Below are 26,529 nucleotides of genomic sequence, written 5' to 3' on the forward strand. Positions count from 1 at the left end.
TCATCAAGTTTATTTAATCAGACTTTCAACAAAATGTTAAAATCATGAAAACATTTCATAAAATTCAATTGGTATTCATTGCCTTGACACTGATGGTGATCAATACCACATATGCCCAACAACCAGGCTTGCAGTATTTCAGGCCAAACGATAAAAACGGCCTGAATGTATTCGAGCCCTCAAAAGAGGATACAGTTATCTTTGATGGATTAAAAGTGAGGGTTGGTGGCGATTTCGCCATGCAGTTTCAAGGTATTAGGCAAAGCAATACGGCAGGTAACCTGACCAAACTGGGATCAGACTTCAATTTGCCGTCTGCCAACCTCAACCTGGACGTCCAGGTATTGGACGGAGTTCGCATGCATCTTAGGACCTATCTTTCTTCCAGAGCTCATAATGAATCCTGGATCAAAGGTGGTTATATGCAAATTGATAAACTGGATTTTATCAAGCCTGAATTCCTAGAAGGGGTAATGAAATATACCAGTATAACGATTGGGTTGGATGAGTTCAATTATGGTGATGCCCATTTCAGACGTTCTGACAATGCCCGGGCGATCTTCAATCCCTTTGTTGGCAACTACATTATGGATGCATTCTCCACAGAAGCATTCGGAGAGATTACCGTTCAAAAGAATGGCTTATTGGCAGTGGTTGGGTTGACAAACGGTAAGCTCAATCAAAATGTAACGGTGAATGACAATACGGACAATAAGCCTTCTTTCTTCGGAAAGTTGGGATACGATAAACAACTGAACGAGGATCTGAGAGTACGATTGACCGGATCTTGGTACATCAATAAAGGAACCTCAACAGGCACATATCTGTATGGTGGTGACCGAGGAGGCTCCAGGTATTACAATGTGCTTTTTACAGTACCGGATGTGGATGGCAATACAGAAGGTGGCCCTCGTGATGGGCAGTTCAATGCCAGGTTCACAAAACTCACAGCCTTGCAAATTAACCCATTCATCAAGTACAAAGGCCTGGAGTTCTTTGGTATTTATGAGCTGGCTGATGGAAGCAATGAATTCACAACACCTCAAGCCGACACAGAGGGTGCATTCACACAAATAGCAGCTGAGGTATTGTATAGGTTTGGAGCTGATGAACGTTTCTATCTTGGGGGTAGATATAATACAGTAACTGGTAAAATGCGTGAAAGTGCCACAGAAGATTTGGAAATCAGCAGGGTCAATTTTGGTGGAGGCTGGTATCTTTCAAAGAACGTTTTAACAAAAGTTGAGTACATGAAGCAGCAATATGAAGGCAATGCTTGGACAGGGCGTTTTGCCGGGGCTGAATTTAGTGGAGTCGTGGTTGAAGCGGTGATTAGTTTCTGACGGAACTCCCGTGTGGGTGACTCATCCACATGGGATTCTTTTTACTGCTGTGTAAAAGATAATGACTCCAAAAATAAGCATCAGCAAACTATGATTTTCCAATAGAAATAAAGCATGAACATCCACATGTTGAAGTATTTGAAATGAAAACCGTTATTTTTGACGTTAAAATTGAACATTCTGAACTAAATCCCGTAAATTCGCATTAGACTTTCTCCAAAGTGCAACGTTTTAGACAAATATCGGCCATTTTGTTATCCTGCCTGGTGCTACTCAGTTCCACGAGTTTCACGTTTGGGATGCATTTCTGTATGAGCCAGCTAGAGAGCATTGCACTTTTTTCCGGGGCTGAGCCCTGCGAAATGGCCACTCAAAAATCACCTTGTGCCAATGATAAGCATGATCCGGATTGCGAACACCAGCAGGTGACTAAAAAAGGTTGCTGTGAAGACCAGACTTTAGTAATTGAGGGTCATGAAGACCTTACGCAAGTGACCAAAGTTGCGGTTCCTGATTTTCAAATGATCGCAGTTTTCTACGCTGTGGTATCCTTTCTTTTCAGCGCTCCTGCAGTTGATTATTATTCGTATAACGATTATTCCCCCCCTCTGATTGAGCGTGACATACCTGTGCTCGTTCAATCCTTCCTTATTTAAGCTTTTCATTCAATTCTTTCACTAGGCATAGCATTATGCTGCGCCACAAGTGCATGCATTTGTATGCGCTCAAGTCAATCCAGTTTTAAAGAAAATTGAATGAAAAATGCTCAATTCCATAATCAAATTCTTTCTCGAGAATAAGCTCGTTACCGTTCTCGTATTGCTACTCATTGTAGCCTGGGGCATAGTCACTGCTCCTTTTAACTGGGAGACAAGTTTCCTCCCACGTGACCCGGTTCCGGTTGATGCCATCCCGGACATTGGCGAAAACCAGCAAATCGTTTTCACTGAATGGATGGGACGTTCTCCACAGGATGTGGAAGATCAGATCACCTATCCGCTCACCACGGCTTTGCTGGGCCTTCCCGGTGTAAAAAGCGTTCGAAGTAGTTCAGCCTTCGGCTTTTCCAGTATTTATATCATCTTCAATGAAGATATAGAGTTTTACTGGAGCCGTTCACGTGTACTGGAAAAACTGAACTCACTTCCGTCAGGACTATTGCCACCGGATGTACAACCCAAACTGGGGCCGGATGCTACCGCCCTGGGGCAGGTGTATTGGTACACGCTGGAAGGTCGCGATAAAGACGGCAACCCTACCGGAGGTTGGGACTTGCACGAACTTCGTACCATCCAGGACTATTACATCCGTTATGCGCTTACTGCTGTAGAGGGTGTGGCCGAAGTAGCTTCCGTAGGTGGCTATGTCAAAGAATACCAGGTAGATGTCGATCCGGCAGCTTTAAAAGCGCATGGGGTTACGCTCATGGACGTGATGCAGGCAGTGAGAAACAGCAACATCGATGTAGGTGCCAACACTATTGAAGTAAACCGGGTGGATTACTTCGTCAGAGGTCTGGGATATGTGGAGGAGCTGGCCGACCTGGACAAGGCCGTGGTGAAAGTAACCGATAATGTACCCATTCGGGTGAAGGATGTGGCCGTGGTAAACATTGGCCCACAGCCCCGCAACATGAGCGGAATCCTGGATAAGTCAGGAGCTGAAGCTGTGGGCGGAGTGGTCATTGCCCGCTACGGTGACAACCCCTTGAAAATCATCAATGCGACAAAAGCAGAAATTGAAAAAATAGCCGATGGACTTCCGTCCAAAACACTGGCAGACGGCACGGTTTCTAAAGTAACGATAGTACCCTTCTATGATCGCACCGGCTTGATTTACGAAACCCTTGGTACCTTGTATGAAGCCATCAGCCTGCAAATATTGATTACCATCATTGTGATCATTGTGATGGTGTACAACCTGCGGGCATCTATCCTCATTTCAGCGCTTTTGCCACTGGCGGTACTCATGTGCTTCATATTCATGAAATACTTCGGAGTAGATGCCAACATTGTAGCCCTGTCCGGTATTGCCATTGCCATCGGCACCATGGTCGATCTTGGTATTATCCTCAATGAAAACATTTTGCGGCACCTGGAAATTGCCCCGGAAGGCCAGTCCAAGTTAAAAACTGTCTATGATGCCACTACAGAGGTAGCTTCCGCCATTGTTACCGCAGTGAGTACCACCATTGTCAGTTTTTTACCAGTTTTCACCTTGCAGGCAGCTGAGGGTAAGCTCTTCGGGCCATTGGCCTACACCAAAACCTTTGCTTTGGTTGCTGCTCTGATATTTACCCTCATCATCATGCCTGCCTTTTCTCACTGGATATTCTCCATGAAAAAAGGCAAAGGCAAAACAAGTCTGTACCTGAATTACCTGTTACTCATTGCCGGCCCGGTAATAGCCTTCACCGTCTGGTCTTGGGCAGGATGGTTGCTGTTTGGTTTTGGTTTGATCAATGTGCTGCTGCATCATTTTCCTGAAAGATTAGGTAAGTACCGTGACCTGATGATGGTAGGCGTTACAGTGGTTGCGGTTGCTTGGCTGTTGGCCACCGAATGGGTTCCGCTGGGTGTGTCCAACAGCTTGCTGGTCAACTTCCTGTTTATAGCGGTGATTCTAGGCTTTGTGCTTGGCACCTTCGCTTTGTTCCTCAGGCTTTACCCTAAAATACTCATGTGGTGCCTGGACAATAAGGGCTTGTTCCTGGTTATACCTGTTGTCATTATTTTATTAGGTGCCAATATCTGGCTGGGTTTTGACAAGGTATTCGGCTTTTTGCCAAAAGCAACAGAAAAATTAGGCTGGAACTTAAGGGAAACCCCGGGATGGACGGCTGTATCTGAAGTGTTTCCGGGCTTAGGCGAAGAGTTCATGCCGTCTCTCAATGAGGGTTCATTTCTCCTGATGCCCACATCCATGCCGCACTCCGGCATAGAAGTAAACCGTGAGGTACTGCAAAAACTGGACATGATGGTAACAGCCATTCCCGAAGTGGAAATGGTGGTAGGTAAGGCAGGCCGTGCGGAAACGGCCATTGATCCGGCCCCTATCTCCATGTTTGAAAATACCATCAGCTACAAAAGCGAATATGTTTCGGATATAGATGGAACCAAGCAACGCTTTCGGGTGAATGATGATGGTCAGTTTCTGCTTCAAAATGGAGACGTTTATGACCCGGAAACCATGTCCCCTGAGCAAATAGATATAAAGCATCTCACTCCTGATCCTGATGGAGAATATTTCCGCCAGTGGCGGGATCACATCAAAACACCGGATGACATTTGGGACGAAATTGTTGGTGTCGTCAATATTCCGGGCGTAACCTCCTCTCCCAAATTACAGCCTATTGAGACACGCCTGGTGATGTTGCAAACGGGTATGCGGGCCCCTATGGGTATTAAGGTGTATGGACCTGATTTGAAGACCATTGAAGAATTCGGCCTTCAACTCGAGAAATACCTGAAAGAAGTGCCATCGGTAAAAAGTGAAGCTGTCTTTGCTGACCGGATTGTGGGAAAACCTTATTTGGAGATTGACATAGACCGGGATCAGATTTCCCGCTACGGATTGAACGTACGGGACGTGCAAGACTATATAGAAACAGCCATCGGTGGCATGAAGCTGAGCACCACGGTGGAAGGAAGGGAGCGCTTTCCGATAAGGGTACGCTATGCCCGTGAATACCGTGATGATCCTTCATCCATTGAAAACATGCAGGTACCCACACCCTTAGGCAACTACATTCCGTTGGGTCAATTAGCGAAAATCACCTATCGCCCCGGGCCCGAAATGATCCGTGGGGAGAACAGCTTCCTTGTAGGCTATGTGCTATTGGACAGGAAAAAGGAGTTTGCAGAGGTTACCGTAGTAGAGGATGCGCAACGCTACCTGAGATCAAAGATAGATGCAGGTGAACTGACCATTCCTGCTGGTGTCCGCTATGAATTTTCGGGAAGCTACGAAAACCAGGTGCGGGCAGAGAAACGACTCGCAATTGTAGTCCCGCTATGCCTTATGGCCATTTTCCTGATCCTGTATTTTCAGTTTCGAGCCATCTCTACCACCTTATTTGTATTCTCAGGCATTGCTATGGCTTTTTCAGGTGGGTTCATGATGCTCTGGCTGTATAGTCAGGGTTGGTTCATGGATTTTTCGGTCTTTGACACCAATATGAGAGAACTCTTCCAGATGAAGACCTACAACCTGAGTGTGGCCGTCTGGGTAGGCTTCATAGCACTGTTTGGAATCGCTACCGATGATGGCGTAGTGGTGGCTACTTACCTCAAGCAAAGCTTTGAGAAACGGGAACCTGAAAACGTGAAGGAGGTTCGCAAAGCTGTATTGGAGGCTGGTCAAAAGCGGGCACTCCCGGCCATGATGACCACCGCCACCACTTTACTGGCCCTCTTACCTGTACTCACATCTTCCGGGCGAGGATCCGACATTATGATACCCATGGCCATTCCTTCATTCGGGGGCATGATCATCGAAATTATGACGGTTCTGCTGGTGCCAGTCCTATACTGTTGGTGGGCAGAGCGCAAGATTAAACGCAATCCCGAAGTATTTACAGAATCTTAAATCTAGGAAGATGAAAAAAATAGCAATTATAATACTACTACTTCTGGGAATTCAAAACATTGGCTTCTCACAAAGCCTGGAAGAATCCTTGGAGATAGCTGCTGAAAACAATCCGGAGCTTAAAGCCTATTTCAATGATTACCTGGCGGCACTGGAACAAGTGCCGCAGGTGGGCACTTTGCCGGATCCGGAATTGAGCATAGGCTTTTTTATCCAGCCTATGGAACGATTCATGGGCAACCAGCAGGCAGACATTCAACTGATGCAGATGTTCCCTTGGTTTGGGATGCTGAAAACCCAAAAGGATGAAGCCAGCAAAATGGCATTGGCCCAATACGAAGTATTCCAGGATGCTAAAAACCGTTTGTTTTTTCAGGTAAAAAACAACTGGTACGAAATGTACCGCCTGGAGGAGGACATCAGGATCACGGAGGAAAACCTCGAAATCCTGAAACAGTATGAGCGACTGGCACTTATCCGTTTTCAGAGTGCAGGTACAGGAGGTGGTTCAAGTTCTTCCGGTATGTCGGGGAATGCTACGATGAGCAGTGGTAACTCCACCTCATCAACATCTTCTACTGGTGGTATGGGAGGAAGTATGAACAGTGGTTCTACAAGTAAAAACAGCGCAAAGAGTAATTCTTCGATGAACTCATCCGCATCAATGGGCGAGGGTAAATCTGGTATGAGTGATGTGCTTAGGGTAAGGATCGAAATCAAGGAGCTGGAAAATACACTGGCTCTACTAAGAGATTCCAGGGTACCACTTGTCGCAGAATTCAACCAACTCCTCAACCGTAACATCGATGAGCGTGTGTCACCAGTGGATTCACTGACTGATACAGCACTGCCTTTGGAACGATTGGCAATACTGGACAGCATCACCCAAAACAACCCGATGCTGAAAATGCTGGATGCCGAGGAACAGGCGTATGAAGCACAAAAGAAAATGGCCAGACTGGAAGGCAGACCCATGCTGGGGGCTGGGGTAAACTATATCCCTTTTTCTCCACGAATTGAAGATGGTATGCCAATGGGTGGCAATGACATGGTGATGCCTATGGTCAGGTTAACCATACCCATTTACCGTAAAAAGTACAATGCCTTGCAAAAGGAGGCGGAGCTAAGGCAATTGGCAGTGCAGCAACGAAGAGAAAACACGGTCAACCAACTCTCAACGCAATGGTCAAGCGCCATGCGTGACCTGGATGATGCAAATAGGAGAACAAGGCTGCACAGAGAGCAAACCGATCTGGCAAAGCAAACCCTGAACCTGCTGATGACCAGCTACGCTACGGATGGTCGGGATTTCGAAGAAGTATTGCGTGTGCAACAGCAGCTTCTCGACTATCAACTCAAGCTGATCGCAGCAATTGTGGATCAGCATATTACAATAGCGGTGCTGGAAAATCTGGCAGCAATAGAACTGAATTAAATGGTGATCAAAAATTTTAAAACGATGAAATCGAGCATGACCAAAATGACGCCCAAAGGCATGAATTTACCTATGCGAGATTCCATCTGACCTATAAAAAATAAATTATAAACAGATGAAAGAATTAATTAAAAATAAGAAAGTCCTCCTGACCGTGCTTGTAGCATTTATGCTTGGGGGCACTATAGGCTGGCTGGCAAAGCCATCTCCAAGTCCATCGGAGACCGAAGAAGCTGTTCATGTACATGATGAAGATTCTGATCAAATATGGACTTGCTCCATGCACCCACAGATACGGCTTTCAGAACCGGGCAGTTGTCCAATCTGCGGGATGGACCTGATCCCAGCTTCAAGTAAACGGTCTGCTGCCTCGGCCAGTCCACTTATGCATGAGATGACACCCGAAGCAGTGGCCATGGCCAATGTCCATACTTCCCTGGTTACAGGAGTATCTCCTGAAGGGGAGCTTTTTCTAACCGGAAAAGTGAAAGCCGATGAACGCCAACTGGCTTCTGTCACGGCCAAATTTCCGGGACGTATCGATCAGCTTTTTGTCAATTTCACCGGCCAGGTTGTCCGGCAGGGCGAAAGGTTGGCCACCATTTATTCACCCGAGCTGGTTACAGCACAAAAGGAACTTTTGGAGGCTGCTTCTACCAAATCCACCTATCCCGAACTTTATCAGGCAGCCAGGGAAAAACTGCGCTTATGGAAACTTAATGAGAAGCAAATTGACGATCTTGAAGGTTCTGGAAAAGTGCAGGATCAATTTGATGTGCTGGCCGACAAAAGTGGTATTGTAACCCAGCGGAATATTTCAGTTGGTGATTATGTGAACACTGGATCAGTTTTATTTGATATAGTTGACCTGAACCGGGTATGGATAATGATTGATGCGTATGAATCCGATCTCCCATTTGTAAAAATCGGTGATGAGGTCAACTTTACCGCAGCAGGCATTCCCGGAGAGACCTTTAAAGCTAAGATTACCTACATAGATCCGGTCATAAATTCTTCAACCCGTGCAGCCTCTGTGAGGGCTGAGGCCTCCAACAGCAACGGAGAGCTGCGACCTGAAATGTTCATCAACGCCAGGGTGCGGACCACTTTACGCAAAGGGCAATCCTCTTTGGCCATAACTCGCACCGCTCTGCTTTGGTCGGGCAAGCGTTCAATCGTGTATGTAAAAGTACCTGATACTGAATTTCCAACTTACGAAATGCGTGAAATCACCATAGGTCCCCGCATGGGTGAAATGTACTTGGTGGAGGCAGGACTGGAAGCTGGCGAAGAGATAGTGACCAATGGAGTATTTGCCATTGATGCGGCTGCACAACTTTCCGGGAACTATAGCATGCTCATGCGCCCGGATGTTAAAACCATGGACGTGCCACAGGCTTTCCAGAAACAAATTACAGCGCTGGCCGATGCATATTTCAAAGTAAAGAATGGTTTGGTCGCTGATGATGCTAAGGCGACAAAATCCGCATTGGAACAGTTACGGGAAGCCTTGAACCAAATTGCCATGGACGAACTGAAAGGCCAGGCACATGATCATTGGATGGCTTTGAAACAGCAGCTTTCAGAAGCAACTAAAATGATGCAGGATGAAGAAAACCTCGATGGCCTGCGGCAACACTTCTCGATGCTTTCAGAAAGCATACTGGAAGTGACAGAGTCCTTCGGGTTGGAGAAAGATAAAGTATACAAAGATTTCTGCCCCATGGCTTTTGACAATAAAGGGGCTTTTTGGCTCAGTGAATCGGAGGAAATCCTGAACCCCTATTACGGAGAGGCCATGCTGTCTTGTGGAGAGGTGAAAGAAACTTATCTGAAGGGACAAAAAGTATTTGAAGAAGGAGGCCCTGCCAAGCAAGCAGCCAGTGGACATAACCATTAAGAGATGAAAAGTTGCTGTAAAACCGGAGATGAAAAAGCTCCTTCAACAATAAAAAAATGGGTCAGCCGGATGGTCTGGGGAGTAGTCATTCTTCTGGTCACTGGTTTAGCCCTGATTCAAGTATTTAACCTTTAAACAAATAGAAAAATGAAAAAAACAATGATCATGCTATGCCTGGCTTTAGTAAGCTGGGGAGCAACCGCACAACATGACCATGCAGCGCATGGAGCACAAACGAGCAGTCAAAAGATGGAACCAATGTTCAAAGACAAGGCATTAGGTTCTTCCTACACACACTACATCACTTTGAAGAATGCTTTGGTGGCGTCTGATTTTCAGAAAGCAAAATCTGCTTCTGAATCTTTGGTGAAAGCCATTCACAATGTAAAAGGCAGTGATAAAGTCCATACAGAGGCGGCCAAAGTTGCGCAGGCGGGTTCACTGGAAAACCAGCGAAAGGCTTTTACTGCCTTAAGCAATGAGATGACCATTTTGGTGAAGGGTGCTGATATCAGCATGGGTGAACTCTACCTGGAATACTGTCCGATGGCCAACGGCAACACCGGAGGCTATTGGCTATCCAACGAAAAGGAAATCAGCAATCCCTACTTCGGTGACAAAATGCTGAAGTGCGGAAGTGTAAAAGAAATAATCAAGTAAATAAAACAATTTAATAAATAGTTTAAGGCGTCACGCAAATTTTTGAAAAAAATAAAAGTTTGTGTTTTGTCCTTGGACACTAAACAATCAGAAAAATGAAAACGACTCTATTAACAATCGGATTAGCATTGACAATTATCTCATGCAACAACTCAAAAACAGAAAAAAGAGCAGCTGAAACCACGAATGAAACGACAGCCAAAGCAGAGAATACGGCTGCCAGTGATCAAGAAGGTGAAAAAGCTATTACACCGATTATTGACGCTTATCTGGCAGTGAAAAACGGCCTTGTGAATGACAATCAAGAGGAAGCTGCCAAATCAGGAGGTACACTGGCTACAGCTCTGGCAAGTTTAGATATATCTCAATTTGATGCTGATAAGCAAACTGAGCTGCAGGAGATTGTGGAAGTAGCTAAAAACCATGGTGAGCATATCTCGGAGAGCGAAATTGGACATCAAAGAGAGCATTTTGAGGCCTTAAGCAAGGATATAAAAGACCTGACTGCTATTATCGGTACAGATAGAACCCTATACCACCAGTATTGCCCAATGTACAACGATAACAAAGGCGGTATGTGGCTAAGTGCCAGTGAGGAAATTAAAAATCCACTATTCGGTGATAAGATGATGAAGTGTGGCAAAGTACAGGAAGTCATTAGCTTGTAAGAGCGGTCATGAAAAAGGCAGCTATAATTATTTTGATTTTGGGCATAGGAATACAATTTATTCCTGTGCCTAAAAATCAGAGCGATGAAGTATCTAAAACGGACTTTTTACAAACGATTGAGGCACCTTTTAACATTCAGCAGATGATAAAAGCCTCTTGCTATGACTGCCATAGCAACAATACCAACTATCCGTGGTACGGCAGGGTTCGGCCGTTTGCCTGGTTATTGCAGCAGCACATTGATGATGGCAAGGACGAACTTAACTTCTCCACCTTTCAGGAATATTCCGGGCGCATGCAGCGTGAAAAAATTCGCTCAATGATTTCACAAATCAGTGATGGTGAAATGCCCTTAAAAGAATACCTCTGGATGCATCCGGAGGCAGAACTGACCAATGATGAAAAGGAACAATTAATTAAATATTTGGAAAAACTAAATCCTTAATAACTAAAAGAAGCAACACCATGAAGAATTTTTTATATCTACTCACAGCGTTAATACTGGCTTCCTCTTGTAATTCGCCCACCTCGGATGAAAATCAGAAAACTGAGATGAAACAGGAAGAAGTTATTGATTTAGCTGCAGAAGTGCAGGCAGTTAAAAAAGTAATGAAGACTTACAAGGAAACCCTGGAAAGTTTGGATGTGACAGATTCCTACGCATTGTTCACCGAGGATTCGGAGGTACTGGAACAAGGAAAAATAGAAGGAACCTACCGAGACTATATCGCCAATCACATTGGGCCCGAACTTGGTCATTTTGAATCATTCACTTTTAGTCAATGCTGTCCTAAATAATTTTCTTAGTACCTGTAAAACTAGGTTTTAGTATTTTTTAAATGGTTTTACGAATAATTTGGAAACAGTATCCCCTGTGGATCAATATTGGGTGGTTTATCATGCTCCTCAAAGGGTCTATCTAACCATTTTTGCAGGTCAATTTTCACAAATATATTTAAGCGGATAAAGGCCACAAGATTGGACAGATGCCATCCATATTTCGCTATCGCTTTCATTACTTTTAGGAGCATAATAGTGATCAAAGCTGTCCATATTTGGATCATTACTGCATTTTTGGACGTCCCTATGAAGGTTTTGATATGAAGTAACTGCTTAATATCTCGGAAGAATATCTCAATCTCCCATCTGCATTTATAAAGCTCACCAATGGTCTGTGCCGCCCACTTGAAGTTATTGGTAATGAGTTCTATCGTCTGTTGGTTTACCTCATCCCATACAACCACTCTTCTAAGTTTTTTAGCGTACTTAAGTTTAGATAGTGGATTCGTCAGTGTTATTTCTTCATCTTTTAGGATGTGTTGAGCTGTATTTTCTGGTAATTCTCGCTCCTTGATTGTGGTGTAAGCTAGATTGCCCTTGTGTCTAATCACGAAGCATACCTTTTTGCTGTCCCAAACATGGAGCATGGGAAAGTCATTGTAATACCTATCGGCTACGATAACGGATCCTTTCTCCAAAGGAATATCATATGCTCCTTTGTTATCTGCTACACTTCCTTCAGTAATATTCACATAGACAGGAAGTTTACCATCATAATCTAACAGTGTATGCATCTTTACAGCCCCCTTTTTAGCACGGAAGGTTGCCCAATCAAAGACAGAAAGACATAGGCTGATGAGCGTAGCATCCAACAAGTAAACTGGAACTTTAATTTTGAGTTTAACCCGTTTAAGTGAAGCCTGCTGTCCTAAACTATTCAATAGAAAAAAATAAAGTTCTTTGAACAAGTCTGCGTCCCTGCGCTTGTTTTGATAGCTAATACTAGATTTGGAGGGAGCTTTTGCTATACCCAAATGATTAAGATTACCCGTAGCCGAACGTAAGCCGTTGGAGATGTCCCGTACAGACGTACTCTTGGCAAAATGGCAGAAAAGCATCGAAACTAAATGCGTCCAGCTGTCAAATCCTTTGCTGCCTTTATCTGTCTGCTTCTCTTTGACGAATTTCTTGAAAATTGATCGGTCAATCTTTTTAATAATCTGCGAAAACAATGTAATATTACCCATGAGAGGTCTTCGGTTTTTGGTGCAAACCCAAAATTACTATTTTGGGCAAAAAACAAGGCCTCTCATTTCTTATTTAGGACGCTAATGACTTTTAGTGAATATGAAATATCGGTAGTGTTGGATATGCCCTATGCATTCACGACTGAATCCTATATCTACAACATTGTTTTGAAGGAAGATGGCCGCAAGGTCGAGCGTAAAGCAACGGCCACATCAATTTTGAAAAAGATGGATGATGAATGGAAAATTATCAAAACCCATAGCTCATCAAGAGCAGTGAAATAATTAGTGATAAAATCAAATATTATGAAAAATGATAAAATCGTATTTCTTATATCCATTCTGTGGACAAGTGTATTTTCAGTGCAGGCTCAAAACCTTACAGAAAAATCATCAGAAGGAAACGTGGACAACCTCCCGGTCAGGGAATACACGATCACACTGAAACAGGAAATGGTCAACAAGACCGGCAAAGATGTTAAAGGAATGACTGTTAATGACAGCATTCCCGGACCTACCCTCCGGTTCACTGAAGGAGAGTATGCCGTCATCTACGTGAAAAACGAAATGGACGTGGAAACCTCAGTTCATTGGCATGGACTGCTTTTACCTAATTTTTATGATGGGGTACCCTACTTGACCACTCCGCCAATAGAGCCTGGTCATACCCAAAAATATGAATTCCCTTTAAATCAATCCGGTACCTATTGGTACCATTCGCATACCATGCTTCAGGAACAAAGTGGAGTTTACGGCTCTATTGTCATTGACCCAAGGGAAGAGAGCCTTGAGTATGATAAAGAGTTGGTGATGGTGCTTTCAGACTGGACCAATGAAAATCCAATGAGCGTTCTTCGTTTTCTAAAAAGAGGAACGGAGTGGTATAACTGGCGAAAAGGAACGGCCACGCCACTGAACCAGGTAATCGCTCGTGGAGCGCTGGGTGCGCAACTTAATTTTTGGAGGCAGAGAATGGAAAGTGCCGACATAGCAGATATTTATTACCCGGCTTTGTTGGTGAATGGCGAGCAAAAGCAAGAATACCCAGACTTCAAACCGGATGAAAAAGTAAGGTTACGGATTATCAATGGCGCAGCTTCAACGCAGTTTTGGATGACCTTTGGTGGTGGAAATCCCACTATTGTTTCTGCCGATGGCCTGAATGTGGAGCCCGTTGCCCACAACAAGACCTTTATCGCTATAGCCGAAACGTATGATTTCATTGTGACTATTCCAGAAGAAGGCAAAATGGAATTTAAAATCACTGCCCAAGATGGATCCGGTACCGCATCCGCATTTCTGGGGCAAGGTGAAATGCTACCAGCACCTGCGGTGCCCCGGCCAGATAAAATTGCAATGATGAAGCAAATGTCCAAAATGGATATGCGTATGGGAGCCCCAGCCCTGAAATTCCGTCCAAAAAAAGTTGACCCTGAAAAAATGATGCGAAACTGGGGAATGCAGATGAAGGATGGAATGAGCGGCATGAACATGGACAACACGAAAAGTGACATATCAATGCATCAGGGGATGGATATGAAAAAGGACGATCCTGAAGAAACTAAAATGAGCGGAATGGGTGATGATAAAATGATGCAAACCTCACCACCATCAACCAATATGGAATCTGCAGAAATGGGCGGAATGAATATGTTTTCTGAATATAACTATGATTACCTCAAGTCTACAGAAAATACAACCTACTCTGAGGATGTTCCCGTAAAAGAAATTCTCTTAAACCTGACAGGTAATATGAGCCGCTATATCTGGAGTATGAATGGCATACCATTGGCTGAAACCGACAAGATTAAAATCAATGAAGGAGAAGTAACAAGGATCACTTTCAACAACCTCACCATGATGCACCACCCAATGCACTTACATGGTCATTTTTTCAGGGTAATCAATGAGAATGGAGATTATTCACCATTAAAGCATACCGTGAATGTGCCACCGATGCAAAAGGTAACGATTGAGTTTTATGGAAATGAATACGGTGACTGGTTCTTCCATTGTCACATTCTCTATCATATGATGGGTGGTATGGCACGTGTAGTAAGCTATGATACCCCGGAAGACCCAAGAATGAAACCATTTCCCATTTCCAAACTGATCCACGAAGCCAACCGCTTTTACAGTTGGGGAATGGCAGATGTTGCTTCACATAATACAACCGTAAATCTGACCACCTCAAACATCCGCAATCAATTCAATTTATCAATGGAATACGGATGGAATCAAAATCTGGAAGCTGAATTTTCTTATGAGTATTATCTGTACGATTATTTGAGGGTTTTCGGAGGTGTCAATGTTGAGAATACCACCAGAAATAGTTTAGATGAAATGAAGACAATTGCAGTGGCTGGCATCAGATGGTTTACACCTTATATGTTCAGTGTTGATCTGCGGGTAGATAATGAACTTCGGCCCAGGATCGGAATTGGTCGCTCGCTTATGGTATTTCCAAAATTGTCCGTTTTTGGCTATTACGAATATCAAATTGACGCAGGATGGGTAAACAGCCTGGAGGCTGGCCAAGATTACAAAGAAGAAATTGTATGGAGTGCCGGTGCACAATACATGCTGTCTAAGAATTTTTCACTGATGACTAGCTACGACAATCGCTTTGGGGCAGGTGCAGGATTGTCAGTCATGTTTTAAATGGAAGTTATGGAAGAAGTTTATAAAAAGGGAAGTTTAAGTTTATTAGGATCAATTGCTTTAGGTACTGGTGTAATGATCGGTGCTGGAATCTTTGCATTATTGGGCCAGGTGGCTGAACTGTCAGGGACCTGGTTTCCTTACATTTTCGTTTTGGGAGCCATCATTTCAGCCTTCAGTGCTTACTCCTACATCAAAGTTTCTAATACTTATCCTTCGGCCGGGGGAATAGCCATGATTTTGAAAAAAGCTTATGGTAAATCAACCATTACAGGTTCTGCATCACTGTTGATGGCACTATCCATGGTAATCAACGAAAGCCTGGTTGCCAGAACTTTTGGCTCTTATACTCTTCAATTATTCGAAGTTGAAAATAAGGAACTGTGGATTCCAATTTTGGGTGTTGCTCTTCTGATCTGCGCATTGTTGATTAACATCTCTGGCAACAAGCTGATAGGAAAGTCATCACAGTTCATGTCATTTATCAAAATTATCGGAATTCTGGTTTTTGCCATAGGAGCTCTCTGGGCAGTGGGCTTTTCTCTGGAAGGGTTGATACCAAAAGCCATCGAAAACACTGATTATTCAGCAACCAGTTATATTGGGGCCTTAGCACTTTCCATTTTGGCCTACAAAGGATTCACTACGATTACTAATAGTGGTGGCGAAATTACAGAACCCAAAAAAAATGTTGGCCGGTCTATTATTATTTCTTTATTGATATGCACAGTGGTGTATTTTATGGTTGCTTTCGCTGTGAACTCAAGCCTTACAATCTCTGAAATTATTCAGGCCAAAGATTACTCACTTGCTGAAGCTGCCAAGCCTGCTTTCGGTAGTTACGGACTTTACTTCACTGTGGCGATTGCCATTATAGCTACTATTTCGGGAGTGATTGCCAGCATTTTTGCAGTCTCTCGTATGACGGCTATGCTTACAGATATGGAACTTATTCCACATAGCCATTTAGGTATGTCAGGCCGAATACAGAAGCACATGTTGGTGTATGTGGTGTTTATCGCTATTATCCTGACTATTTTCTTTGATCTGACCAGAATTGCTTCCATAGGAGCTATTTTTTATTTGGTGATGGACATCATTATTCATTGGGGTGTATATAAGTATTTGAGGAAAGAGGTGAAAGCCAATGGAACAATTGTACTCACAGCGATGGTGTTGGATTTCATCGTATTGGCAGCGTTCTTATGGATCAAGGCATCGTCTGACCTGTTGGTTCTTTTTGTTTCTGCATCTGTGATACTACTGGTTTTCGCAGGTGAAAAATGGTTCTTAAGTCGGACAGATAAATCCACCTAAAAAAATGAAACGAAACAGAAACTACTACATCCGAAAGACACACCGGTATCTGGGGCTTATTATTGGCATTCAGTTTATTGGTTGGACTATCAGCGGCCTCTATTTCAGTTGGACGGATATTGATGAAATCCATGGAGACCAGTTCCACCATGAGCATGTCATACCGCATTCATCCAGGAACTTGGTCAGTCCGCCACATTTGGATTCAACACTTAGTATTTCATCCCTTGAGCTTCGCTACTTCAATCACCAACCGCATTATTGGGTCAACGATAGCCTGCTTTTTAATGCAGAAACCGGGCAAATAAAGAAAGGTATAACCGAAAAAGAGGCGACTGAAATCGCAAAGAACCATCTCGTAGAAAACATGGAAATCCTGAAAACAGAACTGATTAATGAAACCGGCAACCATCATGAGTACCGTGGCAGGCCGCTACCAGCCTGGGCTGTCCACTTTGATCATCCCGACAAACTGGTAGCATACATAGATGCCTCCAATGGCCGCTTTGAGCGGGTAAGGCACAGCAGTTGGCGCTGGTTCGACTTTCTTTGGATGTTTCACACCATGGATTATGCCGGGCGGGACAATTTCAACAATTGGCTGCTCAGGGCATTTTCAGTCTTTGGCCTTTTTACGGTGCTCTCAGGCTTTACACTTTACTCAGTATCCTCCAAAACTTTTATAGAAACCGCTTCAAAACTTAAAAAGAAAAAATGATGAACAAACTGATTTACACACTTGCACTGGGATTGCTGATCGCATCCTGCCAAAACAAAAAAAGCGAACACGGTGAGCATGAGCACCATCAGCCGGAAAAAGCACCTACTGAACAATCGGACAACTCGAAAAAGAGCATTCCTCAGGAAGCGCATGGCAATGTGGGTAATGCCCATGTTTCTATTAACTACCATTCACCAGCCGTTAGAGGTAGGGTCATTTGGGGAGGCTTAGTACCCTATGATGAGGTTTGGGTAACCGGGGCACACAGTGCCACCACGATAGAATTTTCCAAAGTAATCCAAATCGAAGAAACTACGATCCCAAAAGGAAAATATGCGTTCTTTACCATTCCCGGACAGGAACGCTGGACATTGATCCTGAATAAAAACTGGGAGCAGCACCTGGCCGATGATTACGATCAGGCCGATGATGTCATCAGGATTGAGGTAACACCGGAAACGGGAATGCCACTTACCGAACGGCTAACTTATACCATAGAAGACAAAGGAGAAGGCTCAGGTGCCATCCACATGTCATGGGAAAAGCTCAGTATTTCCCTTCCCTTTAAAACAGATTAACCACTAAAAATTTTACTCATGGAAAAGCATAACCACGATCATCAAAAGCATCACCATCATGAGCATGGTAGCGAGACTAAAAAGTCCCATTCATCAGGGCATCAAACCAACAACAAATCAGACCATCAGCATGGACACCACGACCACCACGCCATGATGATCGAGGATTTCAAAAAACGTTTTTGGGTTTCTCTTGTGCTCACCGTACCAATTCTTGCATTGTCTCACATGATTCAGCAATTACTGGGATTTGAGCTGACCTTTTTTGGTGATCAGTACATCCTTTTTGGGCTTTCCACCATTGTCTTCTTTTATGGGGGCTGGCCTTTTCTCAAAGGACTTTGGGATGAGTTGAAAGACAAAAACCCGGGTATGATGACCCTGATTGCAGTAGCCATTACTGTGGCCTACGTGTACAGCTCGGCAGTGGTGTTTGGTTTGGAAGGGATGGATTTCTTCTGGGAGTTGGGCACACTGATCGTCATCATGCTGCTGGGGCATTGGATCGAGATGAAATCGGTAATGGGTGCATCAAGAGCGCTCGAATTACTGGTGCAGATGATGCCTTCCGAAGCACATTTGGTTCAGGGAGACCAAATCAAGGACATCAAGGTTGATCAACTGAAAAAGGAGGATATCATCCTGATAAAAGCCAATGAGAAAATACCTGCGGACGGCACAGTGGTGGATGGGGAAAGCCACCTGGACGAAAGCATGCTCACCGGTGAGAGCAAGCCGGTGAAAAAATCCAAAGGAGACCAGGTCATTGGTGGATCGGTAAATGGCAGCCAGTCCATCAAAGTAAAGGTGTCCAAAACCGGGAAAGAAAGCTACCTCAACAAAGTGATCACGCTGGTAGAAGAGGCTCAGAAAGCTAAATCGAAAACCCAAAACCTGGCCAACATTGCCGCCAGATGGCTCACGTTCATCGCCATTGGTGCCGGTACAGCTACGCTGGTGACCTGGATCAGCTTGGGTAAGCCGTTAGATTTTGCACTGGAACGAATGGTGACCGTCATGGTTATTTCCTGTCCACATGCATTGGGTTTGGCCATACCACTGGTTGTAGCCATTTCCACTGCTGTTTCCGCAAGCAAAGGCTTGCTAATCCGTAACCGTACTGCTTTTGAGAATGCCCGGAAAATTACTGCAATGGTATTTGACAAGACCGGGACTCTGACCGAAGGGAAGTTTGGGGTTTCACGATATGAGAGTCTTTCGAATGATATGGACAAAAAGGAGCTGCTGTCCTTTGCCGCTTCACTGGAGCAGCAATCTGAGCACCCAATTGCACAAGGCATTGTGAAAGCAGCGAAAGAAGCAGGTCTGACATTGAAAAAGGTTGAAAATTTTGAATCGCTGACGGCCAAGGGCATTCAGGGCAAGATCGATGGACAAAACTGGAAAGTGGTCAGCCCCGGCTATCTGAAAGAAAACAACATAAACATCCCTGAACAGGCAGGATCTGATGCCGCAGAAACCATAGTTTTTGTGCTTTTGGAAGAAAAGTTGATTGGCTTCATAGCCTTGTCCGATCAAATCAGGGAAGAAAGCCCTAAGGCCATCGAAACGCTTCGGGAAAAAGGCATGAAACTATACATGGCTACCGGTGACAATGAGAAAACGGCCAAAGCAGTAAGCGACAAACTTGGGCTGGATGGCTACTATAGCGAAGTGCTTCCACACCAAAAAGTAGACATCATCAAGAAACTTCAGAAAGAAGGCCACTTTGTGGCTATGACGGGTGATGGGGTAAATGATGCCCCTGCACTGGCACAAGCCAATGTGGGTATTGCTGTAGGTTCAGGTACCGATGTGGCTGCTGAGACAGCCGACATCATATTGGTCAACAGCAACCCAAAGGACATTGCCAATCTGGTACTATTTGGCAGAGCCACCTACAACAAGATGATCCAGAACCTCGCCTGGGCAACAGGCTATAACGCTATCGCATTGCCACTGGCCACAGGCTTTATTCCAGGCCTGGTGATCAGTCCTGCTATAGGCGCAGTATTCATGAGCCTGAGTACGGTCATAGTGGCCATCAATGCGCAATTGCTGAAAAGGAAGATGAAAAGCTGAACTATTTAGAAATCTCCCAAGGGTACTTGCCGACTTTTGCAATACCCTTGCACCTTAATTTTGTGTATATTTGCAGGTAAATGAATTCCATTCTATCCATATCGTTCAGCTTTCTGTTCCTGATGCAGGCAATGGGGCCTACTATGGATTTATGTTGTGAATTGGCAAAGCTTCCAGTGCTTTTTGAACACTACGAGGAATATGCAGAACACGATGGAACTTCATTCGTAGAGTTTATCGACTTTCATTATGGTGACGGGCAAGATGTAAAAGGCCACCATGATGACGAACATGACAAAAACTTGCCTTTTCACGGTCAGCACCAGTGCTGTCACGGGTACACTTACATAGCCCAACCATGGGGGTATGCAGAAATGACTCCTATTCACATTACAACAGAAACCAGAGCAACACGCTATAGTTTTTCTCTTTGCTCCGAATACTCAGAATCTCCCTTCCAGCCTCCCAAAGTCTGATTTACCGGACATATTAAAATGAGCCCTTTTACTTCGTTGCACTGCGTAATGAAGTAAAATGTCGTTTTTCTATTGCCGTCCGACATCCCTCAGATGGGCATTTTCGTCCCAATCAATTCATTAAATCAGGATTCAAAATGCAAAATAAATGCTGGATAAAATCATTCAATTTTCAGTCAAAAACAAACTGATCATAGGTGTCCTTACGACAGGCGTTATCCTCCTGGCGGGACTCTCAGATCGTTTGCACCTCTACTTCACTGTTCACTTAAAATAATTAAAAGTCGTATGATCAATAAAATCATTTCTTTTTCAATAAAGAATAAATTCATCGTAGGCCTGCTCACGATGGCGCTCATTGGGGTGGGGATCTACTCCATGTCCACAATCAATCTGGGCTCTGTGCCGGATATTACCAACAATCAGGTACAGGTCATTACAGTATCTCAAAACCTGGCCACCGAAGATATCGAACAGTTTGTTACTTACCCTGTAGAGTTGGCCATGGGCAACCTGCCGGGAGTAGATGAAATCCGTTCTGTTTCGAGGTTCGGCCTCTCTGTCGTTACCATTGTTTTTGAAGACGATATGGGTACCTATCTGCCCCGCCAACTGGTACAGGAAAAACTAATCGAATTAAAAGAGACCATACCGGAGAAATTTGGAAGCCCATCAATGGGTCCCATTTCCACTGGTTTAGGCCAAATCTATGAATACACCATTGAACCACAAGAGGGTTATGACTCGATGTATTCACCTATGGAGTTGCGCACGATTCAAGAATGGATTGTAAAACGGCAATTAACTTTGCTTGAAGGTGTGGTTGAGGTGAATTCTTTCGGTGGCTATATTAAGCAATATGAAGTGGCCATTAACCCGGATAAACTCAATGCACAGAATGTGAGCATCTCTCAAGTATATGAGGCTCTGGCCAGAAACAATGTTAATACCGGTGGGGCTTACATTGAGAAGAACAGGATGTCTAATTTCATCCGTGGAGAAGGCTTGGTGCGCTCTCTGGATGATATCCGAAAAATCGTCATAAAAACAGAAAATGGGATCCCGGTTACGGTAGGTGATGTAGCCTCTAAAGTACACTTCGGCAGCCAGGTGCGATATGGGGCTTTCACACAGGATGGAAAAGAAGCTGTTGGCGGCATTATTATGATGCTAAAAGGCTCCAATCCCAATGCAGTCATTCAGAATGTAAAAGAGCGTATGGAAGAGATAGAAAAATCTCTTCCGGAGGGATTAGCGATCAATACGATAATTGATCGTAGTGATTTAATTTCCAGGACTACCGATACTGTAAAAACCAATCTTATAGAAGGGGCGCTGATTGTCATTTTCGCCCTGGTGATTCTGTTGGGTAGCCTTCGTGGCGGTATTATCACTGCGACTACCATTCCGCTTTCCCTACTGTTTGCCTTCATTTTAATGAAGCAGTTCAATGTGTGGGCCAACCTGATGAGCCTTGGGGCCATTGATTTTGGGATCATCATTGACGGGGCGGTGATCATTATAGAGGGCACAGTGTATGAAATCCAAAAGCGCATCCGGTCAGGGAAAATCAAATTCAACCAGGGTGTAATGGATGAGGTTGCTTATGATGCGGGCAGTACAATGATGAGTTCGGCCTTTTTCGGACAGATTATCATCCTCATTGTATTTACCCCCATCTTATTCCTTACCGGGGTGGAAGGTAAGATGTTTCAGCCGATGGCCTATACATTTGGCTTTGCCATGATTGGTGCCATTTTCCTTTGTCTGACGTATGTACCGATGATGTCGGCCTTGTTTATGAAACCTGTTCAAAACAAAAAGAACTGGTTTGGACGATTTGAACGCTGGCTGGAAAAGGTTAGTGATAAAATAATAGATGGCATTCAATGGGTTTATTTGCCTTTGCTAAAAGGTGCGCTGCGTTTTAAAGCAATTGTGATCACCGTAGCTATTGTGCTACTAGTAGCAGCCGGTTTCATTTTTTCACGTATGGGAGGGGAGTTTGTGCCACAGCTTGATGAAGGAGATATCGCGATGCAGGCACTCATCAGGCCCGGAAGTTCCCTAAGTGAGTCTAAAGAGGTATCAATCAAGATTGAGAACCTGTTGCTGGAAAGTTTTCCCGAAATAAAAACAGTAACTGCCAGAATTGGGGTGGCCGATATCCCTACGGACCCCATGCCGATGGATATAGCCGATATGTACCTCATATTGGAAAAAGATAAAGATAAATGGGTTTCAGCTGAAACCAAGGACGAGCTAATTGAGCAAATCAAGGAAAAGCTGGAAACCAATCTGACCGGGGTTAACCTGGTATTTACCCAGCCGGTAGAGCTGCGTTTTAATGAGTTGCTGGAAGGGGTACGGGAGGACATTGCCGTAAAACTCTATGGCGAAGACCTGGAAGTGCTTTCCGCAAAAGTGCAGGAAATGGCGGATATAATTTCTACCGTGCCAGGAGCCGGTGATGTAAACCCAGAACGTACATCAGGACTTCCCCAAATGACCGTTCGTTACAATCGGGATAAAATTGCCCAATATGGATTGGACATTCAAAAGATCAATGAGTATGTGAGTTCAGCCTTTGCAGGTGGTGTGGCCGGGGTGATTTTTGAAGGTGAAAAAAGATTTGATCTGGTCATCCGCTTTGATGAGGCGCACCGGAAAAGTATTGATGACCTGCGCACACTCTACATTGATCTACCCGATGGTACCCAAGTTCCGATAAAAGAAGTGGCCGACATTAGCTATGTGCCTGGCCCCATGCAGATCTCCCGGGACAATACGTATAGACGCACTTATGTGGGGGTCAATACAAGAGGTCGTGATGTGGAGTCAGTAGTAAACGATATTCAGGAAAAACTGGATGCACAACTAGACTTGCCTCCGGGTTATTATATTTCCTACGGTGGGGAGTTTGAAAACCTTGAGCGGGCTAAAAGCAGGTTAACAATTGTTGTTCCCATAGCACTCTTTTTGATCTTCATACTGCTTTATTTTGCGCTAAAGTCATTTTCTCAATCCATTATGATCTATATAGCTATTCCACTGGCAGCTATTGGGGGAGTATTTGCACTTTGGGTTAGAGATATGCCATTTAGTATTTCAGCGGGAGTTGGTTTTATTGTGCTTTTTGGTGTAGCTGTCCTGAACGGTTTGGTATTGATCAACCGATTTAATTCCCTAAAAGAGGAAGGAGTCACCAGCATCAGGGACCGCATTTTTACAGGAACTAAAGAACGGATCAGGCCTATCATGCTTACCGCAACCACGGATATTCTCGGATTTCTTCCTATGGCATTTTCAGCGTCTGCAGGAGCAGAAGTGCAGCGGCCTTTGGCTACTGTGGTAATTGGTGGTATGCTTACTGCCACCTTGCTTACGCTGGTAGTGCTGCCGGTGCTTTACACTTTTGTAGAAGGAAGAAGCGATAAAAGAAATAACCTGAGTGCACCAAATGTCAATGTGATCATCATATTGATTATTTGTGGTGGATTGTTTGGTGTACCGGCTATGGCTAATGCCCAGCAGCAGGAACAAAAGAATGACAGCCTACCAACGATTACATTAGAGCAAGCCAGGAAGCGGGCTTTAGAAAGTTATCCTAAGATACAATCGGCACGTCTTGAAATAGAAAGCCAAGAGGCTTTGAAGAAAACAGCGTGGGACTTAGGTAATACCCAAATATTTACTGCTAAAGAGGAAGTGGGCAATGGATCGGATGGTGTCTACACACAATTTGGCATCCAGCAGCAGCAGATTGATGTGTTCGGTATAGCACCACGTTTGAAATTGCAAAAGGAACGGGTGGCATTGGCTGAAGCCGCTCTGGATTTGTCTGTAATAGAACTGGAAAGGGAAGTAAGTCAGGCCTGGGCGCAGGTATATGCTTCAAAGAATAATTACCAGGTGTATGAGCAGTTGGATTCGGTTTTTACCGATATTGAAAGAGCCGCACGAATCCGCTTAGAAACAGAAGCCACTTCCAAGCTGGAATATTTGGCTACTTCCAACCAGGCCAATCAGGTACAGATACAGAAGGAGCAGGCGTACAGAGATTATCTCAGCGCCTTGCAGCGGCTCAACCTTTGGTTTGCCAATGATACCCTCTTTACCGTGCCGGATATCCCGGCCACTCAATTGGATGAACCGCTGAATTATGTAGCCGATTCCCTAATGAACCATCCTATTTTGAATGTTTCAAAACAACAGGTAGATGTAGCGGATGCGACCATAAAAGAAAGGCGTTCGCAGTTTTTTCCACAGTTGCAAGGCCAATATGGACGACAACAAGTTGATGGGCAATCAGGATTTTATCAGTACCAAATTGGTATTCGGATCCCTTTGTTTTTTGGGCCTGAGCTTGGCAGAACACAATCGGCCAAAATACAGCGGGATATTGCAGGACAAAACCTGCGACAAAACCAGTTGGAGTTGAATGCAGCTTATCAGGAAATGAAAGAGCAGTATCTGAAATGGCTTTATTCATGGAACTACTACAGGGATGAAGCACTCCCCCTGGCGCAGGAACAACGAGCCGGAGCTATTTTGGCTTATCGGGAAGGGGCCATTGACTATGTGACCTTTCTTCAAAACATCAGGGATGCCATTCGCATAGAGGTGGACTCATGGAATGCCTTTGGCAGTTACCTGGACAGTCGCTACCAACTGGAGTACTACTTAAAAACAACAAACTAATGATGGAATTGAAAGTCAATAATAAAGTCAGACAAATAATAGAAGAAATGAAAAAGCAAATCATATATATACTGGCGCTGGTACTGACGGTATCGGTATTTACAGGATGTGGCAGCAAATCGACAGATGCCACCGAAACCGGTCATGAAGATCATGCCGAAGGTGAAGCCGGTCATGAAGGTGAAGAAGAAGGACATAGCGAAGAGGGAATGGCCGAGCTCCACCTATCAGATCTCAAGTTTGAAAGCCTGGGCATCAAAATAGATACATTGCCAACTCGTCCCCTTTCCGGTGTGGTAGAAGCCAACGGACAATTGGAAGTACCCCCACAGCATAAGGCGACAGTTACTGCTATTCTGGGAGCCAATGTTACTTCTATTAAAGTAATAGAGGGCGATAAGGTAAGTAAAGGACAGGTATTAGCCTACCTTGCTCACCCCAATTTGAGCAGCATTCAGTCAAACTATGTAAGAGCGTATAGTCAGTTGCAATACCTGGAGAAAGAGTACGAACGTCAAAAAAAGCTCTACGAAGAAAACGTGGGTTCGGGCAAGACCTATCAACAGACATTGGCCGACTACCAAACCATAAAAGGTGAAGCAAAAGGTTATGAAGCCCAGTTAAAACAACTCAATTTGAATGTGGAGAAGATACGACAAGGCGAAATCTATGACCAGGTGCCGGTTGTCAGCCCGATCAAAGGCTATATTGTAAAGGTAGAAGTTCAGCTAGGGCAGTATGTTGATCCTCAGACGGTGATGTTTATGATCGTCAACACAGATCACATCCATGCCGACCTGATGGTGTTTGAAAAAGATGTTTATAAAGTGAAAGTAGGCCAGAAAATATCTTTTACTGTGGAGTCCGTTCCGGGGGCTACTTTGACGGCCAGAATCTATTCTGTCGGTAAGCAGTTTGAGCAAAACCCAAAAGCGGTACATATCCATGCTGAGATTGACAATAAGGAAGACTTTCTGATTCCCGGTATGTATATCAATGGTAAAATAAGAACGGGTGATGATCAGGTAAAAGCCCTACCGGAAAGCGCCATTATAGAAGAAGAAGGCAAGCCTTATATTTTTATGGCAGAAGCGCATGAAGAAGAGGGCAAAACCGAATGGGCATTTAAAGCCATAGAAGTGCGCACAGGTATAACCGAAGATGGTTGGGTAGAGATCAAATTATTGGAGCCGCTTCCTGAGGGCACAAAAGTAGCCTGGAACAACGCTTATTACCTGATTTCTGAAATGAAAAAAGGGGAGACTGGTGACGATGACTAAATGCTAAGTTGGTAAAAGGCAGTTGGCAAAAGAGGATTTACTACGACAACTTTTGCCAACTGCTTTTTGCCCATTGCCAAATTAATTAAAAA

The 26,529-nt window shown here is 44.3% G+C and carries 19 protein-coding genes; 18 read left to right on the forward strand and 1 reads right to left on the reverse strand.

What is annotated here, in order from left to right:
- Nucleotides 1-44: 44 nt before the first annotated feature.
- From ACOXY8_RS03350 to ACOXY8_RS03390, 9 genes are all read left to right on the forward strand, one after another.
- Nucleotides 45-1,343, forward strand: a complete 1,299-nt coding sequence (locus tag ACOXY8_RS03350; RefSeq protein WP_458330142.1) for a hypothetical protein — start codon at nucleotides 45-47, stop codon at nucleotides 1,341-1,343.
- 221 nt (nucleotides 1,344-1,564) lie between these two features.
- On the forward strand, nucleotides 1,565-1,999 hold the full coding sequence (locus tag ACOXY8_RS03355; RefSeq protein ID WP_458330143.1) for an HYC_CC_PP family protein: 435 nt from the start codon (nucleotides 1,565-1,567) through the stop codon (nucleotides 1,997-1,999).
- A gap of 106 nt (nucleotides 2,000-2,105) precedes the next feature.
- Nucleotides 2,106-5,930 carry an efflux RND transporter permease subunit gene (locus tag ACOXY8_RS03360; protein WP_458330144.1) on the forward strand — a complete coding sequence of 1,275 codons (3,825 nt, stop codon included), beginning with the start codon at nucleotides 2,106-2,108 and terminating at the stop codon, nucleotides 5,928-5,930.
- 10 nt (nucleotides 5,931-5,940) lie between these two features.
- Nucleotides 5,941-7,365 (forward strand): TolC family protein, encoded by a 1,425-nt coding sequence (locus ACOXY8_RS03365; protein WP_458330145.1) that lies wholly within the window; start codon nucleotides 5,941-5,943, stop codon nucleotides 7,363-7,365.
- Nucleotides 7,366-7,480: 115 nt separating this feature from the next.
- Nucleotides 7,481-9,265: an efflux RND transporter periplasmic adaptor subunit gene (locus ACOXY8_RS03370; RefSeq protein ID WP_458330146.1), complete on the forward strand. Its 1,785-nt coding sequence runs from the start codon at nucleotides 7,481-7,483 to the stop codon at nucleotides 9,263-9,265.
- 165 nt (nucleotides 9,266-9,430) lie between these two features.
- Nucleotides 9,431-9,925 carry a DUF3347 domain-containing protein gene (locus ACOXY8_RS03375; RefSeq protein WP_458330147.1) on the forward strand — a complete coding sequence of 165 codons (495 nt, stop codon included), beginning with the start codon at nucleotides 9,431-9,433 and terminating at the stop codon, nucleotides 9,923-9,925.
- A 95-nt stretch (nucleotides 9,926-10,020) separates the two neighbouring features.
- Nucleotides 10,021-10,593 carry a DUF3347 domain-containing protein gene (locus ACOXY8_RS03380; protein WP_201924021.1) on the forward strand — a complete coding sequence of 191 codons (573 nt, stop codon included), beginning with the start codon at nucleotides 10,021-10,023 and terminating at the stop codon, nucleotides 10,591-10,593.
- Nucleotides 10,594-10,601: 8 nt separating this feature from the next.
- On the forward strand, nucleotides 10,602-11,039 hold the full coding sequence (locus ACOXY8_RS03385) for a heme-binding domain-containing protein (RefSeq protein WP_458330148.1): 438 nt from the start codon (nucleotides 10,602-10,604) through the stop codon (nucleotides 11,037-11,039).
- 20 nt (nucleotides 11,040-11,059) lie between these two features.
- Complete coding sequence (locus tag ACOXY8_RS03390; protein WP_458330149.1) at nucleotides 11,060-11,392, forward strand: hypothetical protein; 333 nt, start codon at nucleotides 11,060-11,062, stop codon at nucleotides 11,390-11,392.
- A gap of 47 nt (nucleotides 11,393-11,439) precedes the next feature.
- On the opposite strand, the gene ACOXY8_RS03395 is transcribed toward ACOXY8_RS03390, so the two are convergent.
- Nucleotides 11,440-12,621: an IS4 family transposase gene (locus tag ACOXY8_RS03395; RefSeq protein ID WP_458330150.1), complete on the reverse strand. Its 1,182-nt coding sequence runs from the start codon at nucleotides 12,619-12,621 to the stop codon at nucleotides 11,440-11,442.
- An 84-nt stretch (nucleotides 12,622-12,705) separates the two neighbouring features.
- Between ACOXY8_RS03395 and ACOXY8_RS03400 the strand changes: the two genes are divergently transcribed.
- The 9 genes from ACOXY8_RS03400 (at nucleotide 12,706) to ACOXY8_RS03440 (ending at nucleotide 26,437) form a co-directional block, all read left to right on the forward strand.
- Complete coding sequence (locus tag ACOXY8_RS03400; RefSeq protein WP_458330151.1) at nucleotides 12,706-12,906, forward strand: hypothetical protein; 201 nt, start codon at nucleotides 12,706-12,708, stop codon at nucleotides 12,904-12,906.
- A gap of 21 nt (nucleotides 12,907-12,927) precedes the next feature.
- Nucleotides 12,928-15,282, forward strand: coding sequence for a multicopper oxidase domain-containing protein (locus ACOXY8_RS03405; RefSeq protein ID WP_458330152.1), 2,355 nt, complete (start codon nucleotides 12,928-12,930; stop codon nucleotides 15,280-15,282).
- 9 nt (nucleotides 15,283-15,291) lie between these two features.
- Nucleotides 15,292-16,599 (forward strand): APC family permease, encoded by a 1,308-nt coding sequence (locus tag ACOXY8_RS03410; RefSeq protein WP_458330153.1) that lies wholly within the window; start codon nucleotides 15,292-15,294, stop codon nucleotides 16,597-16,599.
- 4 nt (nucleotides 16,600-16,603) lie between these two features.
- Complete coding sequence (locus tag ACOXY8_RS03415; RefSeq protein WP_458330154.1) at nucleotides 16,604-17,317, forward strand: PepSY domain-containing protein; 714 nt, start codon at nucleotides 16,604-16,606, stop codon at nucleotides 17,315-17,317.
- On the forward strand, nucleotides 17,314-17,898 hold the full coding sequence (locus ACOXY8_RS03420; RefSeq protein WP_458330155.1) for a DUF2911 domain-containing protein: 585 nt from the start codon (nucleotides 17,314-17,316) through the stop codon (nucleotides 17,896-17,898). The genes ACOXY8_RS03415 and ACOXY8_RS03420 overlap by 4 nt, the downstream gene beginning before the upstream one ends.
- 18 nt (nucleotides 17,899-17,916) lie before the next feature.
- A complete protein-coding gene (locus tag ACOXY8_RS03425) occupies nucleotides 17,917-19,980 on the forward strand; it encodes a copper-translocating P-type ATPase (RefSeq protein WP_458330156.1) in 2,064 nt (687 codons plus the stop codon).
- Nucleotides 19,981-20,123: 143 nt separating this feature from the next.
- The gene (locus tag ACOXY8_RS03430; RefSeq protein ID WP_458330157.1) at nucleotides 20,124-20,456 is read left to right on the forward strand and encodes a hypothetical protein; all 333 of its coding nucleotides are present in this window, start codon (nucleotides 20,124-20,126) and stop codon (nucleotides 20,454-20,456) included.
- Nucleotides 20,457-20,744: 288 nt separating this feature from the next.
- Complete coding sequence (locus ACOXY8_RS03435) at nucleotides 20,745-25,157, forward strand: CusA/CzcA family heavy metal efflux RND transporter (RefSeq protein WP_458330158.1); 4,413 nt, start codon at nucleotides 20,745-20,747, stop codon at nucleotides 25,155-25,157.
- The gene (locus tag ACOXY8_RS03440) at nucleotides 25,157-26,437 is read left to right on the forward strand and encodes an efflux RND transporter periplasmic adaptor subunit (RefSeq protein WP_458330159.1); all 1,281 of its coding nucleotides are present in this window, start codon (nucleotides 25,157-25,159) and stop codon (nucleotides 26,435-26,437) included. The genes ACOXY8_RS03435 and ACOXY8_RS03440 overlap by 1 nt, the downstream gene beginning before the upstream one ends.
- Nucleotides 26,438-26,529 lie beyond the last annotated feature (92 nt).

It is taken from the genome of Peijinzhouia sedimentorum (genome assembly GCF_049340005.1).
In the GTDB taxonomy this organism is placed as follows: Bacteria; Bacteroidota; Bacteroidia; order Cytophagales; family Cyclobacteriaceae; genus CAXBDP01.